This window comes from Serratia symbiotica (genome assembly GCF_000821185.2).
Lineage (GTDB): Bacteria > Pseudomonadota > Gammaproteobacteria > Enterobacterales > Enterobacteriaceae > Serratia > Serratia symbiotica.
Genome location: NZ_CP050855.1, coordinates 3,198,084 through 3,210,973, shown reverse-complemented (window position 1 = coordinate 3,210,973; position 12,890 = coordinate 3,198,084). Strand labels below are relative to the sequence as shown.

Below are 12,890 nucleotides of genomic sequence, written 5' to 3'. Positions count from 1 at the left end.
CCCCAGTCACTGACGGGTGTCAGCGCCTGGGGATTAATCAACCTCATCCCTGAAGTTCAGCCTGCAACCCAACGCAAGCGCGGTTCAAATCGGTTCCCGACCGATTTTTCGCTGCGTTGCCGCCTTCCTGCAACTCAAATTATTTAGGGCATACTTTTTTAACCGGGCGCGGCCAACCCTGGATATGTTTCTGCTTAATGCGACTCAGCACCAGTTCGTTTTCGTCAATATCACGGGTGACCGTGGTGCCAGCGGCAATAGTGGAACCTTTGCCGACAGAAACCGGTGCCACCAGTTGGCTATCAGAACCGATAAATACGTCGTCACCGATAATGGTTTTATGTTTATTAGCACCATCGTAATTGCAGGTGATGGTGCCTGCACCAATATTTACACCATCGCCAATCTCGGCATCACCTAGATAACTCAGATGACCCGCTTTGGAACCTTTACCCAAGTGCGCCTTTTTCATTTCCACGAAATTGCCAACGTGAGCACCAGCAGCCAGTTTAGTGCCGGGGCGCAGGCGAGCGAAAGGCCCCACGGTGCAATTAGCTTCCAGCACCGTATCTTCCAGTACGCTGTATGGGCTGATCTCGCAATCGTTACCAATCTCGCAGTTTTTTAATACGCAGCCGATACCGATTTTTACCCGATCGCCCAGCTTGACAGTGCCTTCAATAATCACATTAGCATCAATAGATATATCGCGACCATAGACGAGTTCACCGCGTAGATCAAAACGTGCCGGATCCAGCAGCATAACGCCAGCTAGCAGCAGCTTTTCAGATTGTTTTGACTGGAATACCCGCTCTAGTGCCGCTAGCTGCAAGCAGTTGTTAACACCTTCGACTTCGCTTGGGTTCGTTGGATGTACCGCCTCTATTTTTTTGCCGTCCGCATGGGCCAATGCGATGATATCTGTGATGTAATATTCACCCTGCGCATTATCGTTGTTGAGCATATCCAGCCAGCACTTAAGATCGCGCCCATTGGCCACTAGAATGCCGGTATTTATTTCGTTGATCTGGCGTTGCATCTCGCTGGCGTCTTTATGCTCAACAATGCCCACCACCTCGCCATTTTCGCGCACAATACGCCCGTAGCCGCTTGGGTCGTCCAGTCTCACTGTCAGCAGACCTATGCCGCCCTGCGGCTTTGCCGCCAGCAGCCGGGTGAGAGTCTCGACAGAGATCAACGGCACGTCACCGTACAGCATCAGCACGTCTTCATTATCGGAAAAATATGGCGCGGCCTGTTGCATCGCGTGCCCAGTACCTAACTGTTCAACCTGTAGTACCCAGTTCAGCGCGCCATCAGACAAGGTGCTTTTCAACTGATCGCCACCATGGCCGTACACTAGATGGACATTTTGTGCACCCAACTTCATCGCGGCATCAATGACGTGTTGCACCATTGGCTTGCCCGCCAACGGGTGTAACACCTTGGGAAGATCGGAATACATGCGTGTTCCTTTGCCTGCGGCGAGGATCACTACACTCATTGCACTGTTCGACATAAGTAACCTGATAAATCTATTTTGATAGGCAAAAGTAAAACCGTTTAGTGACGAGATTACTACATATTTCTTTACACGAATCGGACACAGGCATTGGCTTATCACAAGCGCTACCCATTTTGCGCGGCGGTGAAATTACTGCCGATCATCGATCATATTCTTACCGATATAAAGGGTCATACACCACAATAATAGCCGGTCTGAAATGGTTATTTTAAAGCAAAAAAAAGCGACCCGAATAGGTCGCTTGCTTTCTTAAGTTTGGGTGCATATTACGCCCCGAAAATTACATTGCTTTTCTGGTTAACTCGATAACACGCAGTTTTGCGATCGCTTTCGCCAGTTCAGCGGATGCCTGAGCATAGTCTACGTCACCGTGAGAGTTGCGAATGTGCTCTTCAGCTTTATACTTAGCCTCTAGCGATCTCGCTTCGTCTAGGTCAGTTCCACGGATAGCCGTGTCAGCTAACACGGTAACCACACGCGGCTGTACCTCAAGTATACCACCTGATAGGTAAATAAACTCTTCTTCACCGTGTTGGTTAACAATATGCACCATGCCAGGTTTGATGGCAGTCAGCAGCGGCGCATGGCCAGGGAAAATACCTAGTTCACCTTCACTGCCTGTCACCTGAATCTTTTGCACCAAGCCGGAAAACATCTGTTTTTCCGCGCTGACGACATCCAGATGGTAAGTCATAGCCATATCACCCTCCTCTCAAGGCGTTACAGTTTCTTGGCTTTTTCCACTGCTTCTTCAATGGTGCCAACCATGTAGAACGCCTGTTCTGGCAGGTGGTCATAATCGCCATCCATAATGCCTTTGAAACCACGGATGGTGTCTTTCAGCGATACGAATTTTCCCGGAGAACCGGTGAAAACCTCTGCCACGAAGAACGGCTGAGACAGGAAACGCTGGATTTTACGTGCACGGGATACCACCAGCTTATCTTCTTCAGACAACTCGTCCATACCCAAGATGGCAATGATATCTTTCAGTTCCTGATAACGTTGCAAAATGGACTGCACGCCACGCGCCACATCGTAGTGCTCCTGACCAACAACCAGCGGATCTAACTGACGGCTGGTGGAGTCCAGTGGGTCAACAGCCGGGTAAATCCCCAGAGAAGCAATGTCACGACTCAGAACCACGGTTGCATCCAAGTGCGCAAAAGTGGTGGCTGGTGATGGGTCAGTTAAATCATCCGCTGGAACGTAAACAGCCTGTACGGAGGTGATAGAACCGGTCTTGGTAGAGGTGATACGCTCTTGCAGAACCCCCATTTCTTCCGCCAACGTTGGCTGATAACCTACCGCAGATGGCATACGGCCCAAAAGTGCGGAAACTTCGGTACCGGCCAGGGTGTAACGGTAAATATTGTCGACGAACAACAGAACGTCGCGGCCTTCGTCACGGAATTTCTCTGCCATGGTCAAACCGGTCAGTGCCACGCGCAGGCGGTTACCCGGAGGCTCATTCATCTGACCGTAAACCAGCGATACTTTGTCCAGTACGTTGGAATCCTTCATTTCGTGGTAGAAGTCGTTGCCCTCACGCGTACGCTCGCCCACGCCCGCGAACACGGAATAACCGGAGTGTTCAATCGCGATGTTACGGATCAGTTCCATCATGTTTACGGTTTTACCCACACCCGCACCGCCGAATAGACCGACTTTACCGCCCTTAGCAAACGGACAAATCAGATCCATGACTTTTATACCGGTTTCCAGTAGCTCCTGAGAGCTGGACAACTCTTCGTAGCTTGGCGCAGGACGGTGAATCGCCCAACGCTCTCCTTCGCCAATCTCGCCTTTCATGTCGATAGGCTCGCCCAATACGTTCATGATACGGCCCAAGGTAGCTTTACCCACCGGCACTTCAATCGGGTGTTCCAGGTTGTTCACTTTCAAGCCGCGACGCAGGCCATCAGAAGTCCCCATTGCGATACAGCGAACCACACCACCACCTAGCTGCTGCTGAACTTCCAGCACCAGTTTGTCGGTATCGTTCTCAACCTCAAGGGCATCGTACACTTTGGGTACGGCATCCTGAGGGAACTCGACGTCCACTACGGCGCCGATTACCTGGATAATCTTTCCAGTAGCCATCTTGAATCCTCTACGTAATTCGTTTACCTGCCATAGTTCAAATTGTCGGCGTGCTGGCTGCTTTCCCGCAATCTGAGCTATCTAGGGTAATAACCTGGTTAAACCGCGGAGGCTCCCGAAACGATCTCGGTGAGTTCCTGAGTGATGCTGGCCTGACGAGCCTTGTTGTATACCAACTGCAGCTCTTTGATCAGGCTGCCGCCGTTATCAGTGGCAGCTTTCATTGCGACCATTCGTGCAGCCTGCTCGCTAGCCAGGTTTTCCACGACGCCCTGATAAACCTGCGATTCCACATAACGGCGCAGCAAGGTGTCAAGCAGCACTTTTGGATCAGGTTCATACAGGTAATCCCAAGGTGTTTTTTTCAGTTCTTCATCATCGGCAGGCGGTAACGGTAACAACTGAACGACTTGCGGCTCTTGGGACATCGTATTAACAAATTTGTTGCTGACAATATACAGCTTGTCCAAACGACCTGCGTCATAGGCTTGTAGCATCACTTTTACCGGCCCAATAAGATCCAACAGGGAAGGTTTATCCCCCATACCGGTGACTTGGGCAACGGTGTTGCCGCCCACGGAACCAAAAAAAGAGGCCGCTTTAGAGCCAATCAGCGCCAAATCGGTTTCAACGCCTTTTTCAGACCAGCCTTTCATCTCCATCAGCAGCTTTTTGAACAGGTTGATGTTCAAGCCGCCACAGAGACCTCGGTCAGTAGACACCACCAAATATCCGACGCGCTTAACGTCACGCTCATTCAGGTATGGGTGCTGGTACTCCAGATTCCCTAATGCAAGGTGACCAATCACTTTGCGTATGGTCTCTGCATAAGGACGGCTGGCCGCCATGCGTTCCTGCGATTTACGCATTTTGGAGGCGGCGACCATTTCCATCGCTTTAGTGATCTTTTGCGTGTTTTTCACGCTCCCGATCTTACTACGTATCTCTTTTGCGCTGGCCATATCTGCTTCTCCTCACTACCAGACGGCCTGCTGTCTTTCAACAGCAAGACCGTTCGACGTTACCAGAACTGGGTTTTCTTGAAGGTATCGAGGATGCCTTTCAGCTTGCCCTCGATCTCATCATTAAAGTTGCCAGTTTGGTTGATGTGCTCCAGCAGTTCAGCGTACTCGCAGTCAGCATAAGCAACCAACGCGGCTTCAAAGCTCACAACCTTCGCGACTTCAACGTCGTTTAGGTAGCCACGTTCTGCGGCAAACAGCACCAGAGACTGTTGTGCAACCGACATCGGCGCATACTGTTTCTGTTTGAGCAGTTCGGTCACTTTCTGGCCGTGGCTCAGTTGTTTGCGAGTTGCATCATCCAGATCGGAAGCAAACTGTGAGAACGCTGCCAATTCACGATACTGTGCCAAAGCAGTACGGATACCCCCGGACAGCTTTTTCATTATCTTGGTCTGTGCTGCGCCACCCACACGGGATACCGATATACCTGGGTTGACTGCTGGACGAATGCCGGAGTTAAATAGGTTGGATTCTAGGAATATCTGACCATCGGTGATCGAAATTACGTTGGTTGGAACAAATGCGGAAACGTCACCCGCCTGAGTTTCGATGATCGGTAAAGCGGTCAGTGAACCGGTTTTGCCTTTGACTGCACCTTTCGTGAAGGCTTCAACATATTCGGCGTTAACGCGTGCAGCACGCTCCAGCAAACGGGAGTGGAGATAGAATACATCGCCTGGGTAAGCTTCACGACCTGGTGGGCGACGAAGCAACAGGGATATCTGACGGTAAGCAACGGCCTGTTTGGACAAATCATCGTATACGATCAGCGCATCTTCACCACGATCACGGAAATATTCACCCATCGCGCAACCAGCATAGGGTGCCAGATATTGCAGTGCAGCAGATTCAGACGCGGTAGCAACCACAACGATAGTGTTGGCCAGTGCGCCGTGATCTTCCAGTTTGCGCACCACGTTAGCGATGGTGGACGCTTTCTGACCGATAGCCACGTAAACACATTTGATACCGGAGTCACGTTGATTGATGATCGTATCGACCACCAATGCAGTTTTACCGGTCTGGCGGTCACCGATCACCAGTTCACGCTGGCCACGGCCAACGGGGATCATGGCATCGACAGATTTGTAGCCAGTCTGAACCGGCTGATCAACGGATTGACGCTCAATAACGCCAGGGGCGATGGCTTCAACCGGTGAAAAGCCGTCGTTTTCAACCGGTCCTTTACCGTCAATAGGTACGCCCAAGGTGTTAACAACGCGGCCCAGCAGGCCACGGCCAACCGGAACCTCCAAAATACGGCCAGTGCATTTTACCTTCATACCTTCGGCCAGATCCGCATACGGTCCCATAACCACGGCACCGACGGAGTCACGCTCCAGGTTCAATGCTATTGCGTAACGGTTACCTGGCAGTGCGATCATTTCGCCCTGCATAACTTCGGCCAGACCCTGTACGCGGATGATCCCGTCGCTGACGGAAACGATAGTACCTTCATTGTGAGCTTCGCTCACTACATTGAACTGAGCAATGCGTTGCTTGATCAGTTCGCTGATTTCGGTGGAATTCAGTTGCATGCTCCAGTCCCCTTAAGACTGCAAGACGTCTGTCAGGCGTTCAAGACGGCCGCGTACGCTACCATCAATCACCATATCTCCAGCACGGACAATAATGCCAGCCAGTACAGACTTATCAATTTTGCAATTCAGCTTAACTTTGCGTGATAGACGTTTTTCCATCGCAGCGACAATTTTAGCCTGCTGTTCGTTGCTCAGTGCACTCGCAGAGAGCACATCCACTTCGACAGTAGATTCTAGCGAGGCGCGCAGTTCGATGAACTGCTGCAACACTGCAGGAAGAACCAGTAAACGTCCATTTTCGGCCATTATATGGATAAAGTTCTGGCCATATTCGTCGAGTTGGTCACCACAAATAGCAATGAACATCTTGGACAGTGTTTCCGGTGCAACCGCGCCAGACAGCAGTTCAGAAATCTGTTCATTACGAGTGACAACCGCCGCAAATGCCAGCATTTCCTGCCAGCGCTCTACGCTTTGGTGCTCAACGGCAAAGTCGAAAGCTGCTTTGGCGTAGGGGCGAGCTACAGTGACAAATTCAGACATCAGCCCCTCCCTCCTTACAGTTCAGCGACCAGTTTATCAACGATGTCGCTATTAGCAGCTTCATCCACGGAACGTTCGATGATCTTCTCGGCACCAGCGATTGCCAGCATTGCGACTTGCTTACGCAACTCTTCACGAGCGCGCTTACATTCGGCTTCAATTTCAGCCTGAGCTTGCGCCACAATTTTGTTACGTTCCTGCTCAGCTTCGGCTTTTGCTTCATCCATGATCTGAGCTTTGCGTTTGTTTGCTTGCTCAATAAGCGCCTGAGCTTCTGCTTTAGCAGTTTTCAGATGATCAGCCGCATTGGCTTGCGCTAAGTCCAGATCTTTTTTCGCACGCTCTGCTGAAGCGAGACCATCAGCAATTTCTTTCTGACGCTTCTCAATGGCGGCCATAATCGGCGGCCACACATACTTCATACAGAACCAAACAAACAGAACAAACGCAATGGCCTGGCCGAGGATTGTTGCGTTAAGATTCACAGCACAATGCCTCTTTAAAAGTTAATAGTGTGGTTTCAGTGTAGATAACGCCTCTACTTCGCGACGGCAAACATCACGTACAGACCCAGACCAACAGCAATCATTGGGATAGCGTCAACCAGACCCATAACGATAAAGAACTGTGTACGCAGTAGAGGTATCAAATCAGGCTGACGAGCCGCACCTTCCAAGAATTTCCCCCCCAGGATGCCGATACCGATCGCAGCACCGATTGCCGCTAACCCCATCATCACAGCGGCAGCCATGTACAGCAGATCCATACTCAGGTTTTCCATGACATTCTCCAGTTTGTTTCAGTTAAAAAAGTGCAAGTGTTTTAAAAAATCAGTGTTCTTCGGATGCCATAGACAGATAGACGATCGTCAGAACCATGAAAATAAAAGCTTGAAGCGTAATGATCAGGATGTGGAATATAGCCCAAGGCAAGCTCAAAGCCCACTGTGACCACCACGGCAACAGACCAGCAATCAGGATGAAGATCAACTCACCCGCATACATGTTGCCGAAGAGTCGCAGCCCCAGTGAAACAGGCTTGGACAGTAGGCTGACACCTTCAAGAATCAAGTTGATCGGAATGAATATAGGGTGGTTGAACGGCTGCATGGTCAACTCTTTAACAAATTTACCAACGCCTTTTATGTTGATGCTATAAAACAGAATTAGGATAAACACGCCCAATGCCATCGATAGAGTCACGTTCACATCAGCAGTAGGCACTACGCGCAGCGCAGGCAAACCGAGATAACGCTCACCAATGGTTGGCAACAGATCGATCGGCAGCAAGTCCATTAGATTCATCAGGAACACCCAGACAAACACGGTCAACGCCAACGGCGCAATAACCTTGCTTTTTCCATGGTACATATCGCGAACGCTGCTATCGACAAATCCGACTACCAATTCCACAGCTGTTTGCAGTTTACCCGGTATACCGCTAGTAGCATTTTTTGCCACTTTGCGGAATATCACCAAGAAGAGAACCCCGAGGACAACGGAGAAAAACATCGAATCGATGTTAATCGACCAGAACCCTGTACCGACCCGAAGTTGCGTCAGGTGGTGACCGATATACTCCTGTGGAGTCAAGACTTCTCCTACAGACATGATGCCTCTTACCCTTGTTTAGTTAAGTTCGGTAACTGTTAATCATGGCAGGTGCCACTATCTGCACCACTAACACCGCTAAATAGGCCAAGCCAAGCGGTATAAACGCCACCTTGAACACCCCAAGCGTCACGATCAAAAAAATGATAGTGCTTGCGACCTTTAGCCCCTCACCGATGGCGAATGACCAAGCAACCCGACCAGACAGCGGCATCTGCACCTGATGGCACAAGGCAAACAGCATAAACATTACGCTCGGTAACCAGGCAGCAAGGCCACCAACCAGTGCCGAAACGCTCCATTCCAGGCTTTTCAGCAAGAAAACAGTACTGATCAGAACAAACGTCATCAACTGAAAAAACAGCAGTTTGAGTGCGATTTTCCCGCTGTAAACGGACACAGACATGAGGTTTGTTCTCTCCGTAGCTAAGTGACGTATACAACTTTTTTTATTGTTCTGAGTCAAGCAGCAAAAAACGTGCAAATTATACGGCGGACACACACGAATTCAATAGATATGTAGAGAAAAAGCGAACAATTATTTACCCTACTGCTATTTCAGGCTATTTTCACAAAAAAATGGGCGGAATAATAGGGTTCATTTGTTTATCTGACCATTCCTACATTGAACTATGAAATGAGAAACCGATCACAATAATGCCATTTTCTGACTTTATATCTGGTGGTTAATTAAACAGATTTTAACGATTTAATCGGTAAAAATAATATAAATCAAAACATTGTAAATTAGCCATTTTAAAAAAACCCTATACTCAATAAAAACATTTTTATTGACAACCAGCAAAATAATATCCCTACAGAAAATTGCCATAATAGCAAGGCGGAATATTTCTCATACAATTACTAGCATGACTATTATCATAGAAATGAGTTTATTATAGCTAATTATTCCCTTTTTAGTGTTAAGAAAAAGTAAAATAACTAAAAAAAGCCTATTATCTGACCTATTTCAGGCTTATTTTGGCCTTTAGATTCTTAATTCCGCTGGTTTGATCAAAAGAAACATCAGTTTGCCTTAAGAATAACTAAATGGCGAACGCCAACCAGTTCAGGTACCTGCAACCGCACTACGGATTCAAGGTTGATGCCGTCCAGCAACTGCGCCAGTTCTGCATCTGGATACACACCTTTCAGTGCGTAGAAACGCCCTCGCCCTTTGACCGGAAGGTGATGGCACCAAGACAGCATGTCTTGAAGCGAGGCGAAAGCACGGCTGATGACGCCGTCGAACGGCGGTTCAGCCATGAATTCCTCAACGCGGCTGTGCACCGGCTCAATATTGTGCAGCCCTAGCTCATGCTGTACCTGACGCAGGAAGCGCACACGCTTACCCAGACTGTCCAGTAACGTGAAATGCGCGTCCGGGCGAACAATCGCCAATGGAATACCCGGAAGGCCAGGGCCAGTGCCTACATCGATAAAGCGTGAACCTTGCAGATGCGCGTTGACAACGATGCTGTCGAGGATATGGCGCACCAGCATTTGCTGCGCATCGCGCACCGAAGTGAGGTTATAGGCTTTGTTCCATTTTTCCAGCATGACAATGTAGCCCAATAACTGCTGTTTTTGCTGTTCGGGCAGTTCAATGCCTGCTGCTGAAAGCAACGAGTCTAACTTTTTTTGCACGACGTTTACCTCTGATTGTCGTTGAACTGCCAGCGACTCTGAGTTTGGCATGACGAAACGACAATGATAATTCTGGCTAGGAATTAGGAATAATGTCAGTGGTCGCTTGCTCGTCTAATAAACAAACGGCCATTCAAATACGAATTTTATGCGCTTCGACGCAGTAACCCTTGTTTCTTTAACCAAATCAGCAAAATTGATATCGCCGCTGGGGTGATCCCAGAGATACGCGAAGCTTGGCCAATGGAGTTCGGTTTGTGATCATTTAGCTTGGCGATCACTTCGTTTGACAGGCCGATCACTTGACAGTAATCGAGATCTAATGGCAGAACAGTATTTTCATTGCGCTGTTGTTTCTCGATCTCTTCCTGCTGACGAGCGATATAGCCTTGGTATTTGACCTGGATCTCAACTTGCTCGGCAGCCTGGGTATCCTCCAGCGCTGGCGAAAAAGCAGCCACACTAGTCAGCAACGAGTAATCCATTTCAGGACGACGCAACAGTTCTTCGCCGTTAGCTTCACGTGATAAGGGTGTCTTCAGCAACAGGTTGACCTGCTCAACATTCTCGGCATGCGGATGCATCCAGATGTCACGCAGACGCTGACGTTCCTGTTCAATGTGTTCCAGCTTCTCGCAGTAGCGTGCCCAGCGCACATCATCCACTAGGCCCAAGTCGCGGCCTTTCTCGGTTAGGCGCAAATCGGCGTTATCTTCGCGCAGCATAAGGCGATATTCGGCGCGTGATGTGAACATGCGGTAGGGTTCTTTGGTACCCAGAGTGCTGAGATCGTCCACCAGTACACCAAGGTAGGACTGATCGCGGCGCGGTGCCCAACCTTCATCTTGATTGGCGTAGCGTCCAGCGTTGAGACCGGCCAACAACCCTTGAGCTGCGGCTTCTTCATAACCAGTAGTGCCGTTGATCTGGCCTGCGAAAAACAGCCCCTGGATAAATTTGCTCTCCAATGTTGGTTTTAGATCACGGGGATCAAAGAAATCGTACTCGATAGCATAGCCTGGGCGAACGATGCGGGCATTCTGCATCCCTTCCATCGAACGGACTATCTGCATCTGCACGTCAAATGGCAGGCTGGTGGAAATACCGTTTGGATAAATCTCATTGCTGGTTAAACCTTCCGGCTCAAGGAAAATCTGGTGTGTGTTACGATCGGCGAAGCGCATCACTTTGTCTTCAATCGACGGGCAGTAACGTGGGCCAATCCCTTCGATAATCCCGGAGTACATCGGGCTGCGATCGAGATTGTTGCGGATCACCTCATGGGTTTTTTCATTGGTATGAGTGATGTAGCACGTCCTCTGCTCTGGATGCTGGCTGGCGTTACCCATAAACGAGAATACCGGCACCGGCGTATCACCCTGCTGTGGCATTAAGACGCTGAAGTTGATAGTACGTGCATCAATACGCGGCGGTGTGCCAGTTTTTAGCCGATTGACACGTAGTGGCAGTTCCCGCAGGCGTTGTGACAACGAGATCGCCGGAGGATCTCCAGCGCGCCCGCCTCTATAATTCTTCAAGCCGATATGGATCTTACCGTCAAGGAAGGTGCCTACAGTCAGCACTACCGCTTTGGCACGGAATTTCAACCCCATCTGGGTCACTGCACCCACAGCATGATCGTTTTCCACGATAAGATCGTCGACCGGTTGTTGGAAGATCATTAAGTTAGGCTGGTTCTCTAACGCAGTGCGTATGGCCTGACGGTACAACACACGATCAGCCTGAGCGCGGGTAGCTCGTACTGCTGGACCTTTACTCGCGTTTAGTATCCTAAACTGAATACCAGCATGATCGATCGCAGTAGCCATCAATCCGCCGAGTGCGTCAATTTCCTTCACCAAATGCCCTTTACCAATACCGCCAATCGCAGGGTTACAGGACATTTGCCCCAGCGTATCGATGTTGTGTGTCAGTAATAGAGTTTGACGTCCCATGCGTGCCGCAGCCATGGCGGCTTCGGTACCTGCATGACCACCACCGATGATGATGACGTCAAATTGATCGGGATAAAACATGTAACTGCACCTCGGTGTATTGCGAAAGATCGTGTTTGCCCTGAGGTGGGAGATTCTACTCAAGTTTAGACGATTGACCAAGTGCCCAGGATCGTCGGTAATTAAAAGAAGATCTTTTTATTTAAAGATCTTTTATTATATTTCTTATTAGGATCGTGATCTTCTGTGGGTAAGTGATTATTCCTTTTTTATATCAGTAAATTAAAAGGGATCATTAACTGTGGATGATCAGTGATCCTGTCAAAGATAAGCTGGGATCTAAATAGCATGTTATGCACAGCCAATTAAGAAATATACGGTTGTTATTGGGATAACTACTGCTTTTACCCTGCTTTTAAGCTTATTTATCCACAATTATTTGCATGCTATTTGAGCAGATTAGAGTAAATTAATCCAGTTTTTTACCCATTCCTCTGCTGGATCTTCTGGGATTTCGTGTTCAGTCACGTCGATCTCAAATCGGCTGCCGATCCTTGTTGCCCCTCTGGCGATCAGAATATTGTCGATCTGTTTGATCGCCCCACAAAAGATATCGTATTCAGAGCTGCCTAAGCCGACTGCGCCAAACTGCATGTTAGAAAGATCCGGCTGCTGGTTAGCGATCTGTTCTAATAGTGGCTGTAAGTTATTCGGCAGTTCCCCGGCACCGTGGGTGGAAGAAACCACCAGCCAGCGGCCAAACAGGGGCAATTCATCTAGCTCTGGGCCGTGCAAGGTCTCAGTAGAAAAACCCGCTTTTTCCAACTTCTCGGCCAAATGTTCAGCAACGTATTCGGCACTGCCAAGCGTACTACCACTGATTAGAGTAATGTCTGCCATGAATGATCCCCCCCTTTTTAAAAGTGGCCGCATTGTACGTT

Annotated in this window: 13 protein-coding genes; all 13 read right to left on the bottom strand. The window is 49.2% G+C overall.

Going from position 1 to position 12,890, the window contains the following annotated elements; translation table 11 throughout:
• Window positions 1-139: 139 nt before the first annotated feature.
• Window positions 140-1,519 carry a bifunctional UDP-N-acetylglucosamine diphosphorylase/glucosamine-1-phosphate N-acetyltransferase GlmU gene (glmU, locus tag SYMBAF_RS15880; RefSeq protein ID WP_052447649.1) on the bottom strand — a complete coding sequence of 460 codons (1,380 nt, stop codon included), beginning with the start codon at window positions 1,517-1,519 and terminating at the stop codon, window positions 140-142.
• Window positions 1,520-1,805: 286 nt separating this feature from the next.
• Entirely contained in the window at window positions 1,806-2,225 is a 420-nt protein-coding gene (locus SYMBAF_RS15875; RefSeq protein ID WP_040264036.1) for a F0F1 ATP synthase subunit epsilon, read from the bottom strand.
• 20 nt (window positions 2,226-2,245) lie between these two features.
• Window positions 2,246-3,628, bottom strand: a complete 1,383-nt coding sequence (atpD, locus tag SYMBAF_RS15870) for a F0F1 ATP synthase subunit beta (protein ID WP_040264038.1) — start codon at window positions 3,626-3,628, stop codon at window positions 2,246-2,248.
• 98 nt (window positions 3,629-3,726) lie between these two features.
• Entirely contained in the window at window positions 3,727-4,590 is an 864-nt protein-coding gene (atpG, locus tag SYMBAF_RS15865) for a F0F1 ATP synthase subunit gamma (protein ID WP_040264040.1), read from the bottom strand.
• 59 nt (window positions 4,591-4,649) lie between these two features.
• On the bottom strand, window positions 4,650-6,191 hold the full coding sequence (gene atpA, locus SYMBAF_RS15860; RefSeq protein WP_040264042.1) for a F0F1 ATP synthase subunit alpha: 1,542 nt from the start codon (window positions 6,189-6,191) through the stop codon (window positions 4,650-4,652).
• A 12-nt stretch (window positions 6,192-6,203) separates the two neighbouring features.
• Window positions 6,204-6,737 carry a F0F1 ATP synthase subunit delta gene (gene atpH / locus SYMBAF_RS15855; RefSeq protein WP_040264044.1) on the bottom strand — a complete coding sequence of 178 codons (534 nt, stop codon included), beginning with the start codon at window positions 6,735-6,737 and terminating at the stop codon, window positions 6,204-6,206.
• Between the two features lie 14 nt (window positions 6,738-6,751).
• Complete coding sequence (gene atpF, locus SYMBAF_RS15850; RefSeq protein ID WP_040264046.1) at window positions 6,752-7,222, bottom strand: F0F1 ATP synthase subunit B; 471 nt, start codon at window positions 7,220-7,222, stop codon at window positions 6,752-6,754.
• A gap of 53 nt (window positions 7,223-7,275) precedes the next feature.
• Window positions 7,276-7,518: a F0F1 ATP synthase subunit C gene (gene atpE, locus SYMBAF_RS15845; RefSeq protein ID WP_006708948.1), complete on the bottom strand. Its 243-nt coding sequence runs from the start codon at window positions 7,516-7,518 to the stop codon at window positions 7,276-7,278.
• A gap of 49 nt (window positions 7,519-7,567) precedes the next feature.
• Entirely contained in the window at window positions 7,568-8,347 is a 780-nt protein-coding gene (atpB, locus tag SYMBAF_RS15840) for a F0F1 ATP synthase subunit A (protein ID WP_040264048.1), read from the bottom strand.
• Window positions 8,348-8,369: 22 nt separating this feature from the next.
• Entirely contained in the window at window positions 8,370-8,753 is a 384-nt protein-coding gene (atpI, locus tag SYMBAF_RS15835) for a F0F1 ATP synthase subunit I (RefSeq protein ID WP_040264050.1), read from the bottom strand.
• A gap of 620 nt (window positions 8,754-9,373) precedes the next feature.
• Complete coding sequence (gene rsmG, locus SYMBAF_RS15830; protein WP_040264052.1) at window positions 9,374-9,994, bottom strand: 16S rRNA (guanine(527)-N(7))-methyltransferase RsmG; 621 nt, start codon at window positions 9,992-9,994, stop codon at window positions 9,374-9,376.
• Window positions 9,995-10,140: 146 nt separating this feature from the next.
• Window positions 10,141-12,030, bottom strand: a complete 1,890-nt coding sequence (gene mnmG, locus SYMBAF_RS15825) for a tRNA uridine-5-carboxymethylaminomethyl(34) synthesis enzyme MnmG (RefSeq protein WP_040264054.1) — start codon at window positions 12,028-12,030, stop codon at window positions 10,141-10,143.
• A gap of 378 nt (window positions 12,031-12,408) precedes the next feature.
• Window positions 12,409-12,849, bottom strand: a complete 441-nt coding sequence (gene mioC / locus SYMBAF_RS15820; protein ID WP_006708944.1) for an FMN-binding protein MioC — start codon at window positions 12,847-12,849, stop codon at window positions 12,409-12,411.
• Window positions 12,850-12,890: the final 41 nt, after the last annotated feature.